Source organism: Planococcus plakortidis, assembly GCF_001687605.2.
GTDB lineage: Bacteria > Bacillota > Bacilli > Bacillales_A > Planococcaceae > Planococcus > Planococcus plakortidis.
Genome location: NZ_CP016539.2, coordinates 2,650,832 through 2,673,225 on the forward strand (window position 1 = coordinate 2,650,832; position 22,394 = coordinate 2,673,225).

General features: G+C 51.3%; 19 protein-coding genes. 3 read left to right on the plus strand and 16 right to left on the minus strand.

Going from position 1 to position 22,394, the window contains the following annotated elements; all coding sequences use genetic code 11:
- Positions 1-65 precede the first annotated feature (65 nt).
- The 3 genes from BBI15_RS13265 to BBI15_RS13275 all read right to left on the minus strand — a co-directional run bounded on the left by BBI15_RS13265 (position 66) and on the right by BBI15_RS13275 (position 5,211).
- The gene (locus BBI15_RS13265; protein ID WP_068870218.1) at positions 66-1,205 is read right to left on the minus strand and encodes a zinc-dependent alcohol dehydrogenase; all 1,140 of its coding nucleotides are present in this window, start codon (positions 1,203-1,205) and stop codon (positions 66-68) included.
- A 599-nt stretch (positions 1,206-1,804) separates the two neighbouring features.
- Positions 1,805-3,943 carry a beta-propeller domain-containing protein gene (locus BBI15_RS13270; RefSeq protein ID WP_068872599.1) on the minus strand — a complete coding sequence of 713 codons (2,139 nt, stop codon included), beginning with the start codon at positions 3,941-3,943 and terminating at the stop codon, positions 1,805-1,807.
- A gap of 71 nt (positions 3,944-4,014) precedes the next feature.
- Positions 4,015-5,211, minus strand: a complete 1,197-nt coding sequence (locus tag BBI15_RS13275; protein ID WP_257785638.1) for an alanyl-tRNA editing protein — start codon at positions 5,209-5,211, stop codon at positions 4,015-4,017.
- 75 nt (positions 5,212-5,286) lie between these two features.
- Between BBI15_RS13275 and BBI15_RS13280 the strand changes: the two genes are divergently transcribed.
- A complete protein-coding gene (locus BBI15_RS13280) occupies positions 5,287-6,198 on the plus strand; it encodes a diacylglycerol/lipid kinase family protein (RefSeq protein ID WP_068870222.1) in 912 nt (303 codons plus the stop codon).
- Positions 6,199-6,269: 71 nt separating this feature from the next.
- On the opposite strand, the gene BBI15_RS13285 is transcribed toward BBI15_RS13280, so the two are convergent.
- Genes BBI15_RS13285 through BBI15_RS13295 form a run of 3 tightly spaced genes read right to left on the minus strand, consistent with a single transcriptional unit; the run spans position 6,270 to position 10,138 of the window.
- A complete protein-coding gene (locus BBI15_RS13285) occupies positions 6,270-7,460 on the minus strand; it encodes an acyl-CoA dehydrogenase family protein (protein WP_068870224.1) in 1,191 nt (396 codons plus the stop codon).
- 15 nt (positions 7,461-7,475) lie between these two features.
- On the minus strand, positions 7,476-8,642 hold the full coding sequence (locus tag BBI15_RS13290; RefSeq protein WP_068870225.1) for a saccharopine dehydrogenase family protein: 1,167 nt from the start codon (positions 8,640-8,642) through the stop codon (positions 7,476-7,478).
- 14 nt (positions 8,643-8,656) lie between these two features.
- Positions 8,657-10,138, minus strand: coding sequence for an aldehyde dehydrogenase family protein (locus tag BBI15_RS13295; protein ID WP_068870227.1), 1,482 nt, complete (start codon positions 10,136-10,138; stop codon positions 8,657-8,659).
- A gap of 204 nt (positions 10,139-10,342) precedes the next feature.
- Between BBI15_RS13295 and BBI15_RS13300 the strand changes: the two genes are divergently transcribed.
- Both BBI15_RS13300 and BBI15_RS16745 read left to right on the plus strand, forming a co-directional pair.
- Positions 10,343-11,137, plus strand: coding sequence for a MerR family transcriptional regulator (locus tag BBI15_RS13300; RefSeq protein ID WP_068870229.1), 795 nt, complete (start codon positions 10,343-10,345; stop codon positions 11,135-11,137).
- On the plus strand, positions 11,130-11,258 hold the full coding sequence (locus BBI15_RS16745) for a hypothetical protein (protein ID WP_257785639.1): 129 nt from the start codon (positions 11,130-11,132) through the stop codon (positions 11,256-11,258). The genes BBI15_RS13300 and BBI15_RS16745 overlap by 8 nt, the downstream gene beginning before the upstream one ends.
- 51 nt (positions 11,259-11,309) lie before the next feature.
- On the opposite strand, the gene trhO is transcribed toward BBI15_RS16745, so the two are convergent.
- The 10 genes from trhO to BBI15_RS13345 all read right to left on the minus strand — a co-directional run bounded on the left by trhO (position 11,310) and on the right by BBI15_RS13345 (position 22,275).
- Positions 11,310-12,269, minus strand: coding sequence for an oxygen-dependent tRNA uridine(34) hydroxylase TrhO (trhO, locus tag BBI15_RS13305; protein WP_068870231.1), 960 nt, complete (start codon positions 12,267-12,269; stop codon positions 11,310-11,312).
- A gap of 154 nt (positions 12,270-12,423) precedes the next feature.
- Positions 12,424-13,374, minus strand: a complete 951-nt coding sequence (locus tag BBI15_RS13310; RefSeq protein WP_068870233.1) for a 2-hydroxyacid dehydrogenase — start codon at positions 13,372-13,374, stop codon at positions 12,424-12,426.
- A 47-nt stretch (positions 13,375-13,421) separates the two neighbouring features.
- Positions 13,422-14,033 (minus strand): DedA family protein, encoded by a 612-nt coding sequence (locus BBI15_RS13315; protein WP_068870234.1) that lies wholly within the window; start codon positions 14,031-14,033, stop codon positions 13,422-13,424.
- A gap of 129 nt (positions 14,034-14,162) precedes the next feature.
- Complete coding sequence (mbcS, locus tag BBI15_RS13320) at positions 14,163-15,734, minus strand: acyl-CoA synthetase MbcS (RefSeq protein ID WP_068870236.1); 1,572 nt, start codon at positions 15,732-15,734, stop codon at positions 14,163-14,165.
- Between the two features lie 21 nt (positions 15,735-15,755).
- Positions 15,756-16,310, minus strand: coding sequence for a hypothetical protein (locus BBI15_RS13325; protein WP_237150871.1), 555 nt, complete (start codon positions 16,308-16,310; stop codon positions 15,756-15,758).
- A 12-nt stretch (positions 16,311-16,322) separates the two neighbouring features.
- Entirely contained in the window at positions 16,323-17,969 is a 1,647-nt protein-coding gene (locus tag BBI15_RS13330) for a solute symporter family protein (RefSeq protein WP_068870240.1), read from the minus strand.
- 3 nt (positions 17,970-17,972) lie between these two features.
- Positions 17,973-18,242 carry a hypothetical protein gene (locus tag BBI15_RS13335; RefSeq protein ID WP_068870242.1) on the minus strand — a complete coding sequence of 90 codons (270 nt, stop codon included), beginning with the start codon at positions 18,240-18,242 and terminating at the stop codon, positions 17,973-17,975.
- A gap of 459 nt (positions 18,243-18,701) precedes the next feature.
- The gene (locus BBI15_RS16700; RefSeq protein WP_237150872.1) at positions 18,702-18,917 is read right to left on the minus strand and encodes a hypothetical protein; all 216 of its coding nucleotides are present in this window, start codon (positions 18,915-18,917) and stop codon (positions 18,702-18,704) included.
- Positions 18,914-19,951, minus strand: coding sequence for a mechanosensitive ion channel (locus BBI15_RS13340; RefSeq protein ID WP_237150873.1), 1,038 nt, complete (start codon positions 19,949-19,951; stop codon positions 18,914-18,916). Before BBI15_RS13340 ends, BBI15_RS16700 begins: the two co-directional genes overlap by 4 nt.
- Before the next feature lie 176 nt (positions 19,952-20,127).
- Positions 20,128-22,275 carry a sensor histidine kinase gene (locus BBI15_RS13345; protein ID WP_068870244.1) on the minus strand — a complete coding sequence of 716 codons (2,148 nt, stop codon included), beginning with the start codon at positions 22,273-22,275 and terminating at the stop codon, positions 20,128-20,130.
- Positions 22,276-22,394 lie beyond the last annotated feature (119 nt).

Genomic DNA, 22,394 nt, shown 5'->3' on the forward strand with positions numbered 1-22,394 from the left:
ACCATCATACCGCAGGCAAGGCAAAATTAAAACGCTCCGGTAACCGGAGCGTTTCGTCGGCACGTTTATGGTTTCAAAATGACTTTCGTACATTCGTCTTCGTGGTCGTTGAATATCCGGTAAGCTTCGCTCGCTTGTTCGAGCGGCACGATGTGGGAGATGATTTCACGCGGGTCGAATTCGCCTCTTTCGATTTTGTCGAAAAGCATTGGCATCAAATGGATGACCGGTGCTTGCCCCATCTTCATCGTCACGTTGCGCTCGAACAGGTTGCCCAGCGGGAATTGGTTATAAGTCAATCCGTAAACGCCCGTCAATTGGATGGTCCCGAATTTACTGACGGCATCTTTCGCGATATCGATCGCGCTAAGCGTCCCGCCTTGCAGCATCAGCTTTTGTTGAACGGCTTCCGCTGTCGATTTCTTGCCGTCCATCCCGACGCAATCGATGACGACACGCGCGCCGCCTTTGGTGATTTCATGGATGAGCGCCCCTGTGTTGTCGTGTTTACTGAAGTCAACAATCTCCACATTATTCATCTTTTTCGCTTTTTCCATCCGGTATGGCAATTCATCGACGGCAATGACGCGCGCCGCCCCTTTCATCCAGGCAAACTTCTGGGTCATGAGCCCGATCGGCCCACAACCAAGAACAACGACCGTGTCGCCTTCTTTGACTCCCGCGTTCTCGACACTCCACCAAGCGGTCGGCAGTACATCCGACAGGAAAAGGACCTGCTCATCTTCGAGCTCCGAAGACTCCGGAATGACCAATGGCATGAAATTGGCGTATGGCACACGCAGATATTCAGCCTGCCCCCCTGAATAATCGCCATAGCGCTCTGTCAAACCGAAATAGGCGCCCGTATCGAAATGGGGATTGCCGTTTGAATTGTCGCATTGGCTTTCCATTTCATTGGAACAATAAAAACAATGGCCGCAACTCACATTAAATGGAAGGACGATGCGGTCGCCCTTTTTCACTTTCGTGACGTCCGGCCCGACTTCTTCTACGATGCCCATCGGTTCATGGCCGATGACGGTATCCTTCGTCGTGGGCAATGCCCCTTGATAAATGTGCAGGTCTGTCCCGCAAATAGCAGTGGACGTTATCTTCACGATAATGTCATCACGTTTTTGGATTTCCGGATCTTTTACCTCTTTTACTTGCATATCTTTTGTCCCTTGGAACGTTACTGCCTTCATGACTTTCCCTCCCGTTTAGTGATATCAGAATATTTCTCTTATTCCCTCTTTCTGACAGTGCAAACACACATTTTCAATCGCGGCCATCTTCCCGACGATAAAGAGCGGATCCCCATTAAGAGATCCGCTCCTCAGGCTGTCGAGATAGTTAAAAGCCGTATTTTCCGAAGCTTATTGCTCGCTTTCCGCGGGGCGGGAATCGAGCCTCCTCGTCACTAAAACCGTTGCTCCCACATCTGCTCAACCCTCACTATGTTCGGGCATCGCAAAAGAGATCTGCAAGCAGATGCGTCGCAAATGAATGTGCTCAGCTAAGCTTCGCTCATTCATTGCCTGCGGGGTCTCTCAAACCCGTCGCTTCGCTGCTCCCGCAGGAAAGATAAGGTCGACCTACGGGAGACATTATCTTTGCGAAGTAATGCGCAGCATTATTGAGCAGAAAGGTTTACGAGCAAACACTTCTCCAAATACTTAAACAGGTCATTGATTTTTGAATGTCAAAAAGATGGTCAGCTTTTAATTTAATAACCGTCTAATAGACTTCTTCAACACTCTGAAGAGCGGATCCCCATTAATGGATCCGCTCCTATCCATCGTCTTCATTGCAGCGGCAAAGTGCCGAGCGCTTCGAAATCCGCCAAATGATAACTTGTGATTTCCGCATTGGCTACGGTATATAAAGCATCTTTCGCATAGACCAGCCGCTGGACCGAGGTATTCCAGTCTTCGTAAGGCTGGCTTGCCGGTTCGGTCAAATCTGCCGATAACTCGATGCCTTGCGGCGTAATAGAATAAACCAGAGCCCCTTCGGCCTGGAATTCAATATACTCCGTGCCGTCGCCTACGTAAATCGATACCGGAAACCCGAACAAGTTTTTTTGTTCATGGCGGAACAATGCTTTGTGGTCATACTGCAAGGCCGAATAGGTGCCCGGGCCGCCGATGATTTCCGTATCTGTTTCCTGTGGATCACCCATGTCACTGACATCAAACAGCGAGAGTTTCATCCCGCCCGTCACGATGCGCGGCTCGCCTCCCCCCTTGACCGGCTCGATTTTCGTATCGTACCCGAAACCGATCAAATGATTTTCATCGAGAGGATGCAAATAGTTGGAAAACCCAGGGATTTTTAATTCCCCGAGCACTTCCGGGGCTGCCGGATCGGAAACATCGATGGCAAAGAGCGGATCGGTCTCCCGGAAAGTCACCATATAGGCTTTGCTGCCGATAAAGCGGACCGAATAGATGCGTTCACCCGGCGCCAAGTTTTCCACTGAACCGGCCTGTTCCAATTGTTCATCCAAAATGAATAAATGGTTTTTCGGTTCGGAAGCCGGTGCCCAGGCAACCCCTTCAGTTGTCGCCAAGCGGAAATGGCCTTCGAATTCATCCATGGAAAACTGGTTCAACAAGGCTCCCTGGACACGGGCCGAAGCGATGAATTCCACCGAGATGCCGTCCAATCCGAATTTGAAGATTTCCGTATCCGCTTGCTGCGGTACCCAAAGTGCCGTGTCCTCAAACTCCCCTTCAGCCGTCTCGAAAGCGGAAGCAGTCAAATAGAGATGCTGCTCGTTCATGTAAAGCTGCTCATTGCCGCCCAGAAAGCCTTTGGTGGAAATTTCATTGGAACCGGGCGTATCCAGGTTGATGGAGGCAATGACGCTATAGCTTCCTTCCATCGTTCCTGGCAGGATGGTCAAGTCTTCGTATGGCAAGGGTCCAAGCTCTCCGCCATCCTTGGAATCGAACAGCCTTGGCCGCAGCTCCATATTCGGCTGCTCCTCCAATATCCAGTAGTTCGGGAACACGTTGCTGACATAACGGAGGATGCCACCCGAAAACCTCGCATTATTGAATGTACCTTCGTTGCCGAATTCACGGATCAGTTGAGGATTGCCAGGCGAAGCTACATCGTAGAGAGAGACGACCGTGATGCCGGAGTATGGCATGAAGCTTTCCATTTCCGCATCCGCTTCGGTTCCCATGAGCGAAAAGCGGCTTGAAATGACAGCAAGCGTATCGCCCGATAGGAATAATCTTTCGGGATACATTTCCCCGTCGAACTCCAGGGCTGCCGCAAGTTCCATATTTCCAGGGTCCCTGATGTCGGAAATCATCACGCGCGATTCACTGATGGAATATAAATAATCGCCGTCCGTTTGCACAATATCCCCTTCATCAACGCCTTCGACTTGGTTATTGGTCGTCGAATGGTCGCCGCCCCCCATTCCTCCCGATTCGCCTGAAGCGCTGTCTTCCGCTTCATCGACCCCTTCACCGAAACCTCTGTAGAACGGGTTATCTTTTTGCAATTTGAGCAGGCGGGTAAAATAAGTACGCAGCTCTTCTTTCCCGGCCAAATTCTGGACTTCGTCTTGTATCGTGAACTCGAGCTGGTTTGTCGACAGGGTTTTCAGGAAGCTGCTGGCTAAAGCGGATTTGGTGACATGAAGCGTATAATCCCCACTTTCGATGTCCGGAACTTCAAGTGTCCGGCCGCCATTCGCCAACTGCATATCCATCTCGAGCTTTTGGCCATCCGCATCCGTAAGATAAACGGCACCTTTCTCGATTGCATCCATATCGAGCGGCGCTGAGAAGTTCGCCCGCCATCCCGATTCCGATAACGCTGTGGACGAACCGCTGATTGCCACATTTTCCGTCAGCAAGGCAAATGCTGTGCCGGAAAACACCAAAAGAATCGCTGCGATCCACCAAGCTTTGCTCCATTTCACGAAAACCACGACCTTTCCCGTGCCATTTATCCATTAGACCTCTCACGGTTCGAAAAAGTTACAAGCTGTTTTCAACCAGATGCATGAATTTCGTTGAAAATTTCCTGGAAGCGCTCGAATGGCTCTTCCGTATTGCCGCCTCCTTGCGCAAGCGCAGGTGTCCCGCCTCCCTTGCCGTCCGTTTCAGCCAACAAGCGCTTCAAGGTCTCCCGCATGTCGGCAGCAGATTCAGCGCCACGGGCACATACAAACCGGATACGGCCTTCTGCCTGTGCTGCGAACAATATACAGGCAGCGGGGTGTTCTTCAGTGGCCAGGCGCGCCAGCTGCTGCAATTCCTTGACTGGCCGGTCGCCGAAATTCCGGATGGCCATGCCGTTTTCGGGTGTCAAGGTCTTGGCTTCTGCCAACAGAAGCTGTTTTTTCAATTCCATAATTTCCTTGTCGGCTGCCGCCTTTTCTGACAGCAGGACATCTGCAGCCTGCACCAGTTCAGCGAGCGGGGCATTCAGCTTCCCGATCAATGCATCGCTCGTGTCGCTCAACTTGCCGAAATGTCCAAGCGCACGTTCACCGCATAGGAAATAAAGCCTTGTGCCGCCTTTCGCTTTTTCCGTGCCAATGATTTTCAATAGCCCGATGCCCGCGGTATTGTCAGGATGGGTGCCGCCGCATGCGTTCAAATCGATGCCATCCATTTCCACCAGGCGAATGTCCCCACTAACTGCGGGCGGCTTACGAAGATCCAATTGCGCGAGCTGATCTTCATTTACCCAACGTGTCCGGATCGGCAAATGGCGGCTAATGATCCGATTTGCTTCGAGTTCCACTTGCCGCAAGGTTTCCCGGTCGATTGACGCCTTATGCAAATCGATCGACACCCGCTCTTGCCCGAGGTGGAAACTGGTAGTCCGGTAGCCGTGGCGATCTTCCAGTAAAGCGCTTAAAAGGTGCTGCCCCGCATGCTGCTGCATATGCTCCCATCTTTTCTGCCAATCCAGCTTTGCTTGATATCGGCCGGGCTCAAGCTGCCGGTCCAGATAATGCCGGATCTCCCCGGCCTGGTTTTGGACATCCAGTACGGGGGCTGTGCCAATCATTCCCTGGTCTGCGGGCTGCCCTCCCCCTTCCGGATAAAAGCAGGTCTGGTCGAGCACTACATACTGGCCGCGCCCATCATTTGCCGACTCGGTGACTTGTACCGTCGTTTCCTTTAAATAAGCATCTTCGTAATATAGTTTCCTGGTCATATGAGCACTCCTTTTCACTGAATTGCGCAGCGAGTTTACTGCCCCTCTATAAGTGGAATGGTTGAGTAATGATGAAGAATGGAGGACTTACGCATGGCCGGATTCACGCATTCCGTATTATTGTATAATGCACAGGCAGGCGCGTCCACGCTTGATGCGGTCATGGGCTTGGCCGTACCGCAACTCGCCGCAGCTTCGAAGACATTGGAACTGATCAAGACCGATTCCCCGGAAGAAATGGAATCGGCCTGTCGCTCTGCCGCTGGACGCGCAGACGCATTATTTGTCGCAGGCGGCGACGGCACAGTCCATTTAGCGGCACGCGCACTCAGCACAATCGACAATCCGCCGCCTCTCGGAATCTTGCCGAGCGGGACGTGCAACGATTTTGCGCGCACGATGAATATCCCTTTATACCTCGATGAAGCCGCAAGAAGCTTGAGCCAAGGGAAACTGGAGCAAGTCGACACGGCCACTCTCAATGAAGGAACGTTCCTGAATTTTGCCGGCATCGGCCTGATTACAGACGCTTCCTTCAATATCGCCCCCGACTTAAAGGAGCGTTATGGCAAACTCAGCTATTTCATGAGCGCGATGCAGACGATGAGGCAGGCAGAGCCGTTTAAGGTATCCATGTCGATCGACGGCCAATCGTATGAAGAAGAAGCCGTGTTGGTATTAGCGATGAACGGGAAATCCATCGGCACCCATTTGTTTCCGATGCAGAGCATCGACCCGGCTGATGGGCTTTTGGATGTATTCATCATCCAAAGCTCGTCGTTCGCCGCGATACGCGAATGGTTTTCCCTATCAAAACCGGACCTTACTGCGGAAGATCTCGAGCATATCATCCATCTACAAGGGCGGGACATCGAGATCCATACGGAGGCTTCGATGGATGTCGATACAGACGGCGAAATCTACATGAAGACGCCAGCTTCGATTCGTGTCCAACCGGGAAAGCTCAATTTGCTTGTGCCGAACGAAGAAGATATTTTCACATGAAAAACCACCGGAGTGATCCGGTGGTTCAAGCGGGCGGGGACATGCCCGCTCTTTTTTTATGCACAGACCAATCAGCCGAATGGCCAGGCAGGCAACATGCGATTCAATTCCTTGTCCTGACGCTTTCCGAGCACATACTCTGCCTGCATGAGCGTATGGATCTCCCGGGTGCCTTCATAGATGACCGGCGCTTTGGAATTGCGCAAGTAGCGGGCGACGGGATAATCATCGGAATAACCGTAGGCACCGTGAATTTGGACCGCATCGTCTGCGGCTTTATTGGCAAAATCACATGCCTGCCATTTTGCAAGCGAGGTTTCACGCGTATTGCGCTTGCCGTTGTTCTTCAATTCACCCGCCCGGTAGACAAGCAAGCGGCTCATCTGATAGCCTGCTTCCATATTGGCGAGCATCTGTTGCACCAGTTGATGCTCACCGATCGGCTTGCCGAAGGTCGTCCGTGTCTTGCAGTAATCCAGGGATGCTTCCAGACAGGCCATCATCAAGCCGCATGCGCCGGCAGCGACCGTGAAACGGCCATTGTCCAGTGACGCCATCGCAATCTTGAACCCTTCGCCTTCTTCGCCGAGCCGGTTGCTTGACGGGATGCGCACATCCTCCATGAACAATTCACCCGTATTGCCGGCACGTATGCCGTATTTTCCTTTGATGGCTTTGGAAGAAAACCCTGCCCGTCCACGTTCCACGATAAATGCCGAAATGCCGCCATGCGTTTTTTCCTTATCGGTATAGGCGAAGATGAGGAAATGGTCTGCTTGATCGCAGAGTGAAATCCAAGTTTTTTGCCCGTTCAGTACGTAATCGTCCCCATCGCGTTTGGCCGTTGTCGAAAGTGCCGCCACATCCGAGCCGGCTCCTGGCTCCGTCAATCCGAAGGCGCCAATTTTTTCGCCTTTCGCCTGTGGGATCAAAAACTGCTGTTTTTGTTCTTCCGTTCCCCATTGCAAAAGCGATAGTGAATTCAAACCGGTATGCACCGAAACAGCCGTGCGGAATGTGGTATCGCCGCGCTCCAGTTCTTCGCAGACGATCGCGAGCGAATTATAATCCATGCCGCTGCCGCCGTAAACTTCGGGAATGCATACCCCCATAAGCCCGAGATCGGCCAGGCGCTGCCAGATTTCTTCCGGGAAACTCCCCTTGATGTCCCAGTCTTTTATATGTGGCATTATTTCTTCATCGACAAACTTCCGGACGGTTTTACGCAGCATCTTTTGTTCTTCGCTATGTTCAAAATCCATGCTGTTCCCTCCTTGCTAGTTGTGATGCGTTGCCCGCTGCACTGTTTCGTGTATGTTTACGCCGCGCTTCTTCATTTCGGCGATGTATTCAGCACCCGGCACAATCTGTTCCGGTGGATAGACGCCGCGTTTTTGGATGCGCCCATCGGCGATCATCTGCGCCACCACGGAAATGCTGTAGGCCGTGGCCTGCGCCATCGCCGTCACACCGGTTGACTCATCGCGAATGGTTACCATTTCATATCGGTATGTGCACTCCTCTTGCTCTTTCACGCCGGAAACCGTCACGCGCAAAAGCACGGCATCTTTCTCGTCACCGAGTTCCGTAATCGGCTCGAGCACTTTCAGCAATACTTCGCGGAGTGACACTTCATGCCCGCCTGCGGTCACTTTTCCTTCATGATCCGTCAAGCCCAATTCGACAAGTAAGCGAAACTTATCGGCGTGTCCCCGGTAACGGATCGTTTTGTATTCCAGCGAATCCACATCCTGGAACGTTTTCGTCAAAGTCGACGTGCCGCCGGATGTATGGAACGCTTCCAACTCGCCGAAGCCTTCAAATGCGATCGGCTCGATTTCCGATAACGATTCGACTTCTTCCAGTTCACCGCCGCGGATGACATGCGACGGGTCGGTGTAATGGTCGAAAACGCCTTCGAGCGAGAAAACGTGTTTGTATTCGAGCGGCGGTTCCGGATGGAGCGGTATGCCCCCGACATAAATCCGGATCGATTCGACCTCGTCCAATTGACTCGCACCATAGCCGGTTAAAATATTGATCATTCCTGGCGCAACGCCCAGGTCGGGGATGATGGTCACGCCTTGGCTCGACGCTTGCTCATGCATGGCGAGCACCTTATCCGTAGCACCGCCGATATGCCCTCCGAGATCGACCGAATGAACACCGCATTCAATCGCAAGTTTCGCTACTTTCTCATTAAATGTATAGAATAGCGCATTGATCACGACATCCGCCTGTGCGATGACTTGCTTCAGTTCGTCGTCACGGCCGGCATCCATCTTGGCGATTTCCAGCCGGGAATCGCCCAATTGCCGGCGGAACGCTTCCGCTTTTTCCGTAGTCCGGTCCGCCAGAATCACTTTCTCTACCTGCTCGTTGCGAAGTAAATCACGCGCTGCTTGTTTTCCCATCAATCCAGCTCCGAGTACCGCAAATTTCATCTCCGCCGCCCCCTTTATGCTTCGTTGTCGATCTGTGCACGCTGCAATTTGCCGCTAAAATCCACATAGACGCTTTTCCATTCCGTGAAGACGTCGAGTGCCGCGACGCCTGAATCGCGGTGGCCATTGCCGGTGCCTTTCGTGCCGCCAAACGGCAAATGGATTTCAGCCCCCGTGGTGCCTGCGTTGATGTAGACGATGCCGGTATCGAGGTCGCGCTGCGCTTTGAATGCCCGGTTGACATCCGCCGTGAAAATCGAACTCGACAAGCCGTAAATGACGCCGTTATTCACTTCAATCGCTTCTTCAAAACTTGCGACCTCAATCAAAGAAATAACCGGGCCGAAAATTTCTTCCTGCGCAATACGCATGTCCGGCGTGACACCTGCAAACAATGTCGGTGCGTAATAGTTCCCTTGATCATAATGGCCGCCAGTCAAAATTTCGCCGCCCTTGACGAGTTCTGCGCCTTCACCCTTGCCGATTTCGATATAGGAATGGATTTTCTCCAGCGCTTTCTTATTGATGACTGGGCCGATTTTGACCGATTCGTCCATGCCGTCGCCGATCGTCAATTTATCCATCTTTTCGAGCAGGCGCTGCTGTAATTGCTCTTTCGCATCTTTGTGCACGATGACACGGCTGCAGGCCGTGCAACGCTGGCCGGCTGTGCCGAACGCACTCCACAAAATACCGTCCACCGCCAGGTCCAGATCCGCATCGTCCATGACGATGACCGCATTTTTCCCACCCATCTCAAGCGATACTTTCTTCAAGTGGCGACCGCCGAGTTCCGCAACTTTGCGGCCTGTATCGGTCGATCCGGTAAATGAAATGACCCGGATATCGGGATGTTCGATCATCGCCGTCCCGACTTCTGAACCGGAACCGAAAACGATATTGGCGACACCATCCGGCAAGCCGGCTTCCTTGAAAATCTTAGCCATTTCATAAGCCATCATCGGTGTTTCCGTTGCCGGTTTCCAAATGAAGGTGTTACCCGCCACGATTGCCGGAAACGATTTCCATGTAGCGATCGCTACCGGAAAATTCCACGGGGTGATGAGCCCGACGACACCGATCGGCGCACGGATACTCATCGCAAATTTATCCGCCAGTTCCGAAGGCGTCGTTTCGCCAAACAACCTTCTGCCCTCGCCCGCCATATAGAACGCCATATCGATGCCTTCCTGAACCTCACCGCGCCCTTCTTCGATCACTTTGCCCATTTCCTTTGTCAGCACCGACGCTAAGTGCTCTTTCCGCTCTTTCATCAAGCGTCCGATTTCATACAGATAATCCGCGCGTTTCGGTGCCGGGACAAGCGCCCATTTTTTCTGGGCTTTCTTGGCTGCCTTTACCGCTTCCTCCACGTTTTTGGCAGTTGAACGCTGCACGCTTGCCAGCTCTTCCCCTGTTGCCGGGTTGACGACCGGCACAAATTCGGCGCCCCCCTCCTGCAGGAACTCCCCATTCACAAAATTCGTCAGTTTCATCGAATTACCCCTTTCCACAATGAATGTAAACGCTTTCACTATCTACTCTATTCCCTACAAAACCAAAAACTCCTACATGCTTTCGCAAGTTCCTCCGATTAGTTTGTCAAGCTGCGCACATTCGGCCATTTTCCAGGAAAATTCCCCGGAAACGGTTGACACTGACCATTCGTCATAGTCTAATCAAGAGTAGAGGTGATTGAAATGTACAAAGTACAAGAAGTGGCAAGAATCGCAGGTGTCAGTGTACGGACACTGCACCATTACGACAGCATCGATTTAATGAAACCGAGCAATAAAGGATCGAACCGATACCGCTATTACAGCGATGAAGACTTGAAATTGCTTCAGCAAATCCTGTTTCTCAAGGAACTTGGGTTTTCGTTGAAGAAAATCCAGGAAATCATAAAAAATGGCTATGAGGCGGAATATGCCATGGCGCGCCATATCGAGTTGCTCGAACAGAAAAAGTTCCGCATCGAGCAATTGATCGACAATGCCCGCATGACACAGAATGAGTTTTCATCAGGAGAACCCCTCAGCAATGAACAGCGCTTTGCCGCATTCTCCATCCGCCATACGCCTGACCGCATCGACCTGTACCAGAAACCGGAAATCGAAGTATCCGTCAAGGGAGACCTGGAAAACATCAAGGATGAAACTTCAATGCTTGAAGCTTCATCTCCCCAAGCAGCCAAACCTGAAAAAGAAGCGGAAGACCTCGAAGAAATCGATCGTGAAGCGAACCGCATCTACAGCGCCGTTGCCGGCCTCATGAACCTGCCGGCCGACGCACCTGAAGTCCAGGAGGAAATGGCCGCCTATTACCATTTGCTTGACCGTTTCTATGAATGCACGCCAAACATGTTCCGCAACTTGGCCAACCTTTATGCGAACGACAGCCGCTTCTCCCGGACCATCGACCAGCATGGCGACGGCTTGTCCAATTACCTGAAAGACGCGATGCACGTGCACGCGAATGCCTTGCAGCATGCGTGAGCTTATCGGCCCTTGCAGCAATTGCGGCAAAGATGTCTATTGCCGTGACGGATTCTTGGACGGCGTCTATATCGATGGGGAATTGATCTGCCAGGAGTGTGCAGAACAACTCGAAAATTAATCCAGCAAAAAAAGCCTGAACGGAAATTTCCGGTCAGGCTTTTTCGATTTCTTATTGTGCAGTTTCTTTCAATGCCTCGAGGCGCTGTTGTACCTGCTCCCCTGTCAAGCCGTGCTCAAAAGCATAGCGGTTGCGCGGATGCTCGCGGCAGTCGTCCGAACACGAACGCATGTATTTGTGCTCGTTTTCTTCAGAGCACAGAATTTTCGCGTTGCATTCCGGGTTCGCGCAATTGACGTAGCGTTCACAAGGCTCGCCCGTGAAATGGTCTTTCCCGACAATGGTATGCTCGACACGGTTGACCGGTACAGCGATACGCTCATCAAAGACGTACAATTGCCCGTCCCAAAGCTTGCCTTGCACTTCCGGATCCTTGCCGTACATGACGATGCCGCCGTGTAGCTGGTTGACGTCCTCGAAGCCTTCGCGTTTCAGCCAGCCCGAGAATTTTTCACAGCGGATGCCCCCTGTGCAATACGTCAAAATCTTCTTGCCTTCGAACTGCTCTTTGTTTTCCTGTATCCAGTTCGGCAAATCGCGGAAAGTTTCCACATCAGGGCGCACCGCACCGCGGAAATGGCCCAAGTCGTACTCATAATCGTTGCGTGCATCGATAACGACTGTATCCTGGTCCTGCATCAATTTATAAAATTCTTCCGGCTCCAGATAATTGCCGGTCAATTCGTTCGGGTTGATATCATCTTCAAGTCCTAGGTGGACAATTTCTTTTTTCGCACGGACGTGCATTTTTTTGAAAGCATGGCCATCCGCTTCGTCGATTTTAAAGACGATGTCAGCAAAGCGCGGATCGCTCTTCACCATCTCCATGTATTGTTCGGTTTGCTCGATCGTGCCGGAGCATGTGCCGTTGATTCCTTCGCGGGAGACGAGGATACGGCCTTTCAACCCGATTTCCTTGCAGGCTGCCAAATGCTCGGCCGCAAACTCTTCCGGATTTTCGATCGGGGTGTATAGGTAGTACAGTAAGACATTATGTGTATGATTTTGCATGAATCATACCTCCTGATTTTCGATTTGGCCCATTCCTTTGATACAGGAAAAACCTAGCCTATTTTACCCCAGTGCGCAAAAAAATTCAACTTGCCTTGCCCCCCAACGAGCGCCAATAAAAAAACAGCCCCGGTTGCCGCCGGGACTGCCAGTGTTAACAAACCCGGTTCTTGACGGGTTTGTGATTCGCGCAAGCTTGGAGCGCCTCTTTGTTCAATTGCATCATCGCATAGCGCGTCTGTACTGTTGCGCTGCCAATATGCGGCGTGACCGTTAAATTGTCGAGCGTTTGAAGCGGATGGTCCAATGGCAGCGGCTCTTGCTCGAACACATCTAACCCTGCTCCCCAAATGGATTTACTTTTCAACGCCTCGTATAGAGCCCGTTCGTCGACGATTCCGCCTCTGCCGCAATTGATGAGGATCGCGGTATCTTTCATCAAGGACAGTTCGCGTTCACCGATCATGCCTTTCGTCTGTTCGGTCAGCGGCGCAAGGATCACCACGAAATCCGAGCGCTTCAGCAGGTCGTCAAGTTCCGCATATTGCGCCTCTTCCAGGCTTTTGCGCGTCCGGTTATGGTAGATGACTTCCATATTGAAACCTTGCGCCCGCATGCAGACCGCTTCTCCGATCCGCCCCATGCCGATAATCCCGACAGTCGTGCCGTGCACATTCTGCCCGGTCAATCCCATCGGCGTCCAGGCTTTCCATTCGCCGTTTCTGACCGTCTTTTCCGCTTCGACCAAGCGGCGGGCGGTCGCCAGCATCAACGCGAATGTCAGATCAGCTGTCGTTTCGGTCAAGACATCCGGCGTATTGGTGACAATCACTTTATGTTCTCTTGCTGCATCAAGATCGATGTTATTATAGCCAACCGCCAGATTCGCGACGATTTTCAAGTTGGGTGCCGCTTCGAACAGTTCCCGGTCAATTCGGTCACCGAGCATGGTCCATAGCGCATGTGCTTCCTTCACTTCTTCAAGCAATTTTTCACGTGGCGCATTGCGCTCCTCTTCCGGCCACATCCGCACTTCGTAGGCCTCCTGCAGATCCGCCACTACTTGTTCTGGCAATTTTTGGGTAATGAATAAAATCGGTTTCATGAAGTTCCTCCACCCTTCTCCTGATTAGCTTTCCTATCGCAAAAGATTCACCGCCCGCCGCCGCGCCTTTTTTTGTACATCCACAAACCGGCGATGGCGCCGATGGTAAGCAAAACATAGACACTATTCGAATAAACGCCCAATTGCTGCAGAATTTCTTCCCGGTTTTCACCGACAGCGCGCCCGACGTAGACGAGCACTGTGTTCCAGATCAAGGTGCCGGCTGTCGTAAAGGCCAGGAATAAAACGAATTTCATATTGGACATGCCAGCTGGAATCGATATAAGGCTGCGGACCAGCGGAATGAGCCGCCCGATGAATACGGCGAATCCCCCGAAGCGATCGAACCAGCGATCCGCTTTATGGAGATCCGCTTTTTTGAGGCGCAGCCAATTGCCGTGTTTTTCGATGATTCGCTCCAGCCGTTCGACATCCAATAAAAGGCCGAGCCCATAGAGCATGACAGCCCCGGCAACCGATCCTGCCGTGGCCGACAGGATGACTCCCCATACAGTGAGGCTGGTCGTCGATGTCATAAATCCCCCGGCCGTCAACACCACTTCCGAAGGCACCGGCGGGAATACGTTTTCCAGCAAAATAAGCAGGAAAATCCCGAAATAGCCGTAATTCTCCATTACCGATGTAATCCACTGCTCCATAGGTGGCCCCCTTCTGAACGTCTGGACTCCTATTTTTTCTTATGTCCGCCTACCTATATATATTGACGAAAGCCGAACATCTTAAACAGCATCGAAAAAGCCGCGCTGGTTTCAGCGCGGCTTGCTTTTCTAAGCGTTCATCTTACGCAATTCCACACGGCGGATCTTTCCGGAAGTCGTTTTCGGAAGTTCCGTCAAGAACTCAATGACACGCGGGTATTTGTAAGGGGCGGTAATTCCTTTGACATGATCCTGTAATTCCTTGACCATCGCCTCATCCTGTTTGCCTCCGTCCCGCAAGACGACGAACGCCTTGACAATATTGCCCCGGATTTCATCTGGAGCTGCGACGACTGCGCATTCCTGCACGGAGGGGTGCTTCATCAGCGCATCTTCCACTTCGAACGGCCCGATCGTATAACCCGAAGAAATGATGATGTCATCGCTGCGTCCTTCAAACCAGAAATAGCCGTCTTCATCGCGTGAAGCCTGGTCGCCCGTCAAATACCAATCACCGCGGAAAGACGCTTGCGTCCGTTCCGGATCCCGGTAATATTCACGGAACAGTGCCGGGCAACTTTTGTGTACGGCAATATCGCCGACTTCCCCAGGCGCTGCGGGCTGTCCGTCCTCATTGATGATCTCCACCGGATTTCCTGGCGTCGGTTTGCCCATTGCCCCCGGCTTCATGTCCATATCCTGCAGGATACACACGAGCAAAGTATTTTCCGTCTGGCCGTAACCATCACGGACATTCAAGTGGAATGCGTCCTGGAAGGCATCGATTACTTGACGATTGAGCGGCTCGCCAGCAGAAACCGCACTGCGCAAATGAGGTAATTTATACTCCTTCAAATTTTCGACCTTTGCCATGATGCGGTATTCAGTCGGCGTGCAGCACAGCACATTGACTTTTTCTTCCTCGAGGATATCCAGGTATTTCAGTGCATCGAATCCGCCGTTATAGACGAGTGCCGTCGCCCCAAGCGTAATCGTCGAAAGGAATGGGCTCCAAATCCACTTCTGCCAGCCCGGGGCTGCCGTTGCCCAAACGATGTCGCCGCTTTGCACGCCGAGCCATTCAGTCGCAGCTGTCCGCACATGCGCATAGCCCCATCCGTGGACATGGACCACGCCTTTGGGATTGCCGGTCGTTCCGGAAGTATAAGATAGAAACGCCATGTCTTCGCGGTCCGTAACGACCGCTTCGAATTCTGCCGATTCAGCGGAAGCTAATTCTTCCAGCGACTTCCACCCTTCTTCTTTACCGCCGACAATCAATTTATTGTCCAACGCAGCGTAGTTCTCTTCAATGGAATTCGTTTCAGCTGTCGTTTTATAATGCGCGATGATCGCTTTCGCGCCGGAATGCTCCATGCGGTAGCTCAAATCTTTTTTGCGCAGCATTTCAGAACATGGAATCGCGACAAGCCCTGCACGCAAACAAGCCAAATACGTAATGTACGCTTCCGGGATACGCGGCAAAATGATCAAGACCCGGTCGCCTTTTTCCAGGCCCAGATTCATCAGGGCCTGCGCATACTGGTTCATTTCCGAAAACAGCTTCTGATAGGAAAGGTCGACCCGGTTATTATCCGCATCGAACCAGCGCACCGCAATCCGTTCGGCATCGTTCTTGTATGCTTCCAATTCAGAAGTGATATTGTATTGTTCAGGCGCAATCAATTGTTCAACATTCATTTAATTTCCTCCTTTTTGCATTCAACTCGCAGGGATGACCAAATAATAGATACTTGCCAGAAACAGGAACGCCATGCCGGCAGACAGATACGCCTTCGTTGCCGAAAACCCTTGGACTACTTGGACGATCTTGACACCGACCAGGTACATCCAGATTATGCCGGCGACAAGGAACAGATTCACCCATACCGACCCGCCGCCTAGCCCCGCCAAATACGGGGCGCCGAGCAGTCCCGGCAATAGCGCAACCGGAGTCACCAAGCTGACAGCGCGGTACTTCGCAGTTCCGCCCAATGCCTTGGACCCTGCCCACAGCAGCGCTGCCATACCGACTTTCGTAATGAACGCCGTCAAGATCCCGAAGAGGATGAAGATTGCAGGAACAAGGAAGTTCTGCAGTAAAGCGGAATCGAAACTGCTTATGTATGAGGCTTGCGACGCGATCGAAATCGCGCCGTAGCCCAGCCCCACGACGAGCAGCAATAGCCGGCTCACCGTTTCGGTTTTCGGTAATTCCAGGAATGACCGGTAAGATGGATCATCCAGGCTAATCATTTTTCCAACCAACTTTGACACTCCCTTTATCATTTACATTCCCCAAGGCATTAACGCCCAGATTGCCACAGCAGCGGAGACGATAACCGTAATCCCCGCCCCAAGCGTGCTGTTGTAACGGTAAGCTTTGATATCTTTCCAGCCATGGATGCGCTCGATCAATTCGATATCGGCTTGCTTCGTCAATTTCCCGGAAAGTGACGGCATGCGGTTCGTGATATAAGACACCACGATCAATAGAATAAAGCTGACTGGCACCGCAAGCATCGCCCCGGAAAGCCCCATGCCGTCCGTCACCCCATGCCCCGTCAAGACAATGCTCGGGAACACGAATGGAGAGACGATGATGTAGAGCGCCCCGCCAACAACAGATGCCACGATCGCACCGAATTTATTCGCTTCTTTCCACCAGACGCCGACAATGATCAGCGGCGCATTGGTGACACCTGCCAAACCGAAGGCCCATAGGATACTGACGACTAGGAAAGCTGGCGGGTTAATCGCAAGCAGGATACTCGCGATCCCACCGGCGAAAATCGCGATGAAGCCGATGCGTAAGTTCAAGCGCTGCGAGATGTTCGGTTTCAATGTCGAGATGATATCCTGTGAAATCAACGCACCGATCGCCAGCAAGTTGCCGCTGAGTGTCGAAAGGCCCGCTGAGATTGCACCGGCAATGACAAGCGCCGTGACCCATTCCGGGTTATAGACCATGTTCAAGATGATCGTTAGTTTATCGGCATCCGCATCGGAAATCGTCACGCCTTGCGTAGTTGTCGCAAAGACGCCGACAAAGCCCATCGCATATGTCGCAGAGAACACCAAACCGAGAATGAACGCGAACCAAACCATCGCGGAGCGCGCACTCTTTAATGAAGAAGCCGTGTAAACACGCATCGCCAAGTGAGGCAAACCGAGCGCCCCGATCGTCAGTGCCGGAATGATGGAGAAATACCATTTCGGCGAGAATTGGTAATCAAAGAATGATGGCAACGCATCCATCATTGCCGGCACCATGTCCGAATAGAGCAATGGCGGGAAATACCACCCCGAAGCACCGATCGCTTTCATGATGGCAGCAAGCGGCACGATGAACATCAACGCAATGATGACCATCTGGATGGCGGCATTGTTCGTTGCTCCCGCCATTCCGCCGATCGTGATATACCCGACAATCAAAATCCCGAAAATGAATAGACCGGTGATATACGGGATGCCAAGCAAGGTTTCAAAGGTGATCGCGATACCGATCATCTGGCCGAGCGCATACATGATCGAGACAAGGATCATGAACAACGCAGCGATGATGGACGCTGTCTTGCCATAACGGTCACGGATGAAATGGGTCGGCGAAAACGCGCCCATGCGGCGCAAACTCGTACCGTAAATGATCGTGATCAATGGAATGGCCAAAATCAATTGAATCCACAACATGATAAAAGGAACCTGCAATTGTAGAATAAGTGCGGTAATGCCCAAGAAAGTCGCCAAACTCATATATGTTGCGGCCATCGCCAAGCCATTCGTGATCGCCCCGACGTTCGATCCGCCCACGTACAGTTCTTTCGCTGATTTGCTTTGGCGGTTCGAAATGAAACCGACGATATAGAACAAGACAAAGGTCGCACCTACGACCACAAGCCCAAGTATTGGATTATCCAGTTGCCAACTCTGCTCCATCGCTTACACTTCCTTTACTTCGTCGGCATGGCCGAGCGTGTCGTTTTCTCTTTCAATCTCATCATCGATCCGGTTGCCGATCTTCCCTGCGACAAGCGTCAACAGGAACACGCCGAACCATCCCATTAAAATAGGTACGATATACATGACCGGAAAGCCGAACAGCATGGCATCTACCGGGAAAATGGAAAAGATCAAGCCGACGTTCCCTACCAGAATAAACGCCGCTGTCATCCAAATGGTAAATTGCACTTCCTTTTTGTAAGCTTTCATGTTTTCTCCTCCAATATGGTGAAATCTCTCTTTTCATACACCCCAGACTGAGCGTTCGCTCAGGTTTCACTCAAGCGATCCCCCTTTAAAATTATTATCATGATAACTCCTTTGATTGTAACCGCTTGCATAAATGATAGTCAACTGAATTTTTATAAAATTTAAACAATTATATCAATAACCTTTTAGTCCTATATCATTTCCATTTGGTTCGTAAAACTAAGCTTTTTATCCCTTAGTTCCTTCTACTTTTGTGTTGTGACTCATTTTCCCAAAGATCAAGTATATTATATAAATATATATTTCATTCAAAATATAAGAGGATTTTTCTTACAGTTGATATGTATATCGATGTTTAATTATTCATTTCGTCGTGGGTTTTTCTCTCCTTCCCGCCCTAGCGCCATATATTTGCATAAAAAATGCGCCCGGCATATGCCGGGCGCAGCAGAAGATAGCTTACATATTCGGTTTATTGTCTTCCTCTTTCATTTTCTTTTCCATTTTAGCCAATTGGTTTTTCGCGAAGTCGCGGCCGCCAATCCCGAAGGCAATGGCGAAAGCGACTGCGAGCCCTGCAATGATGAACAGGAATGCCAGGTTGACGATATTGGAAGCGAAGTTCAATTGGTCGAGCGTCATGAAAATGGCAATGATGAAGATGGCATATTTCACGATGCCCCCGAATAATCTATTGCCTGACGCACGGGTGATGTAATTCCCAAGCATGCTGCCCCGATAAGCCCAAGCCCGAGGATGATCAAGGAGCTGATCAATAGCGGCAAGTATGCGATGACTGCATTACCGATGGAGTTCAACACATCCAGCTGCAAGACATTCATGGCTTCGACGACGAAGAAGATGATGATGATCGCCTGGACGACCTTGCCGATGATCTGCGCGATATCGAACGATGGTTCTTTCGTCTTGTCAGGACTTAAATAAGACGAGAAGCGGTTGATGCCCGTGCCGTTCAACAGGCCGATCAGCAAATCCGCGACGAATTTCGCGATGAAGACGCCGGCAAGGATGAGGATGATGCCGACAAAGATATTCGGGATCATTCCCAGCACTTGGTTAAGCATCGAGACGATCGGTTGCGAAATCGATTCGATGTTCAGGGTTTCAAGCGCTACCGTAACGATCGGGATCAAGACGATGACAAAGACCACATTCGCCAGGACTTTAGCTAGCGTGTTTTGGTCGCTTGGCGCCACCCGCTCGTTCGTTCCGGATTTATTGGTCATCTTATTGAACCATTTGTCGATGTTCATCGTGGCCAATAAGCTCTCGACCAACTTCTTGACGAATTTCGCGATAAAGTACCCGATCACCAAGATCAGGATCGCCATGAACAGGTTCGGCAGGAACGCCAGGAACTTGTCCATCATGTTCGAGATCGGCTGGGCGACATTGTGCATATCGAGTGCTTGCAATACACTAGGAATGAACAGGATGAAAATCAAATAATAAAGAATTTTCCCGATAGAGTCCAGTTTGTCATCTGCGTCTTCCTTCGTTTTAGCCATATGTCCTTTTACCATGGCGTTGTCAGCACCGATTTTTTTCAGCCCTTTCGAGAAGATCGCTCTGACGATCGTAGCGACGAGCCACGCGACGACGAGCAATAACAGGGCGCCTAGAATGTTCGGGATGTAGTTGATGATCGTATTCCCGACATTCTGGAATGAATTGGTTACATCATTCAAATGTGTCATCTCCTTTACAAGTTAATGGTTCATTTTTATTATCCCCTCTTATATTTTTCCTAAACGCAATCCGGCGCCATTACGTCCCCGACCCCCATTTAATTTTTAAAATGAAACAAGGTTTGGCAAAAACCGCCGACGGGAAGCCCCATCGGCGGTTATTTGTGTTCATTCATCTATTGCTGATTCGGCAGCAGGACGGTGACCTTGAACAAGTCCCCATCTACTGCGAGCTTCATCTGGCCGCCGTGAAGGTCGACGATGGATTGGGCGATGGCGAGCCCAAGCCCTGAACCCTCGGTCTGCCGCGAAGTGTCTCCCCGCTTGAAACGTTCGAGCAATTCTTCGATATTGTCGCCCAGTTCATAGCGCGTGACGTTTTTCATCGTCATGGCCAGTTCACCTGCCCCTTCTGTCAGCCCAATATAGACGCGGCTCCCCGGCAATGAATATTTGGTGGCGTTCAGGATCAAGTTATCGATCAGCCGCCACCATTTCTGCCCATCGACTGAAGCATACACCGGGTGGCCCGGCGCCGTGATGCGGACATCGAGCCCGGCTTCCTGCACCGCTTCCTCATGTTCCGCCAAGGCCTGCATCAACAACTGTTTCATATCCAGCTGTTGTTTTGCGATTTCCGCGTTGCCGCTGGCCATTTTCGACACTTCGAATAAATCTTCAATCAACACTTTCAACCGCTCCGATTTCCGGTCAAGAATATCGATATATTTCCGCCGTTCTTCGTTTCCAAGGTCCTCGTTCTTCAGCAAATCCGTGTAGGTGATGATCGATGTCAGCGGCGTGCGGAGGTCATGGCTGACATTGGTGATCAGTTCCGTTTTCAAACGCTCGCTCTTTGCTTGCTCCGAGACCGACTCCTTGTAGCCCTCCCGCAACATATTCAAATGAGCGGCATGGCGGGCAAGCGGCGATTTGCCTTTCACTTTCAGTTCCGCTCCCAATCTTCCCGCAGCAAGCTGTTCCGTCCCTTGAAGCAGCCGGTTCAAATAACCGAAGCGCGTCATCAAAAACAGCAGCGACGGCAGCCCGATCAATAATGTAGCCGGCACCCAGACGATAAGCAAGACCGGTTGAAATGCCATGAGCGCAGTCCCCGCTCCCCATAAAAATACCACTGCGAGCACCCAGGCCATCTGAAAACCGATTGTCCGGTTGAGAAAGGCATCTTTCGCCGAATAGATCTGGGAAACAGTGAAACTTTGCAGAATCTCTTCTTTAAAGCAACTCCAGTTGCCGAAATGCTGCCATAGCCAGATTGCCTGCAACATGCTTAGCGATAGGAACAGCACCGCGCATGCCAGTGCGATGAAGACTTCCAGTAAAGAGCCATTCCCAGCTTCCCACGGCCTTGTCAACACTGCCGCGAAATGGTTCGCAGCAGCCAAGGCGAACATAGCCGAGATGATGAACCCGATGAGTTTCCACTCGACGGCAAGTTTTTGCCATTTGCGATAGCTGGTTAATTCCGTATACCAGGCTGTCCGGACCGGGCGCTTTTTGAATAGCCACCATGCACCGGCTGTTGCTGCTGCCAACAAAAAATACAGGAAGAACTTGAGCAGCTGGAATTGGTTTATCCCGCTGATTACCGATGCCCCCGCTACTCCCTTTTCCGGTATTTGGATGACCCCTGAAAAACGCTTATCTGCCAGCGTGCGATTGGCACCATCATACGGAAAGTCAAAACTCCAATAACCATTGCTGAAATAAAGCGGCTCTTGTGCAGAATATACCTGTTCGAAAAAAGGTTCATCGTTGATGGTGCCTTTTGTGAATACTTCACCGCTATCCAAATCCCTTAATTGATAGGTATAGCCCGAAGCTTGGCCTTCAAATTGGGTTTTCTGTGCAGCCAATTGCCCCAGTGCTTCCTCGTAATCCGCTTCACGTTGCTCGATAATGGCTGTTTTCGCTGCCTCGTCGTCGGAAAATTCTTCACGAACAGCCGAAATTTCCTCTGTGCGCTGTGCTTTCAATTCTTCCACTAAAGAGCTATCGCCTTCTTTTTCAGCTGCTGAAACCGCATCCGCATATTGATCCCGGACCGCCTGAATCTGGTCAGTCAAGGAATTGTGATCCATGCGGTATTGGTCGATTTCCCAGGAAGCGACCGATTGATCGACCGTGGCATTCGGCGGAGCCAGTTCGAACAGCAGCAACCCTTCCGTAAACCTGGCAAAATCGTAATGAAAAGCTTCTGTGTCCGTGTAAGCTTTGCCAAAATAACCCGCCCCTTTTTCCACGACGGTCCATACGCACAAGAGCAACAAGGAAATGCCTGCAAGCCACATCCATTTCTTCATATTATAGTTCTCCTTTTGTTAAGTGGCGGAGTGTGGCGAGCAAATCTTCCGGTGACTTGATGACAAAGTCCAAAATAAAAGAAGAGCAGTAGACGAGACAGATCACAGCAACTGCAATC

Bases quoted from the DNA above. Each gene is read 5' to 3' on its own strand.
- mbcS (WP_068870236.1), bottom strand. From the start codon at position 15,734: ATGAATGTTGAACAATTGATTGCGCCTGAACAATACAATATCACTTCT.
- trhO (WP_068870231.1), bottom strand. From the start codon at position 12,269: ATGCAAAATCATACACATAATGTCTTACTGTACTACCTATACACCCCG.
- BBI15_RS13280 (WP_068870222.1), top strand. From the start codon at position 5,287: ATGGCCGGATTCACGCATTCCGTATTATTGTATAATGCACAGGCAGGC.
- BBI15_RS13330 (WP_068870240.1), bottom strand. From the start codon at position 17,969: ATGGAGCAGAGTTGGCAACTGGATAATCCAATACTTGGGCTTGTGGTC.
- BBI15_RS13295 (WP_068870227.1), bottom strand. From the start codon at position 10,138: ATGAAACTGACGAATTTTGTGAATGGGGAGTTCCTGCAGGAGGGGGGC.
- BBI15_RS13345 (WP_068870244.1), bottom strand. From the start codon at position 22,275: ATGAAGAAATGGATGTGGCTTGCAGGCATTTCCTTGTTGCTCTTGTGC.
- BBI15_RS13310 (WP_068870233.1), bottom strand. From the start codon at position 13,374: ATGAAACCGATTTTATTCATTACCCAAAAATTGCCAGAACAAGTAGTG.
- BBI15_RS13290 (WP_068870225.1), bottom strand. From the start codon at position 8,642: ATGAAATTTGCGGTACTCGGAGCTGGATTGATGGGAAAACAAGCAGCG.
- BBI15_RS13315 (WP_068870234.1), bottom strand. From the start codon at position 14,033: ATGGAGCAGTGGATTACATCGGTAATGGAGAATTACGGCTATTTCGGG.
- BBI15_RS13265 (WP_068870218.1), bottom strand. From the start codon at position 1,205: ATGAAGGCAGTAACGTTCCAAGGGACAAAAGATATGCAAGTAAAAGAG.
- BBI15_RS13285 (WP_068870224.1), bottom strand. From the start codon at position 7,460: ATGGATTTTGAACATAGCGAAGAACAAAAGATGCTGCGTAAAACCGTC.
- BBI15_RS13300 (WP_068870229.1), top strand. From the start codon at position 10,343: ATGTACAAAGTACAAGAAGTGGCAAGAATCGCAGGTGTCAGTGTACGG.
- BBI15_RS16745 (WP_257785639.1), top strand. From the start codon at position 11,130: ATGCGTGAGCTTATCGGCCCTTGCAGCAATTGCGGCAAAGATGTCTAT.
- BBI15_RS13335 (WP_068870242.1), bottom strand. From the start codon at position 18,242: ATGAAAGCTTACAAAAAGGAAGTGCAATTTACCATTTGGATGACAGCG.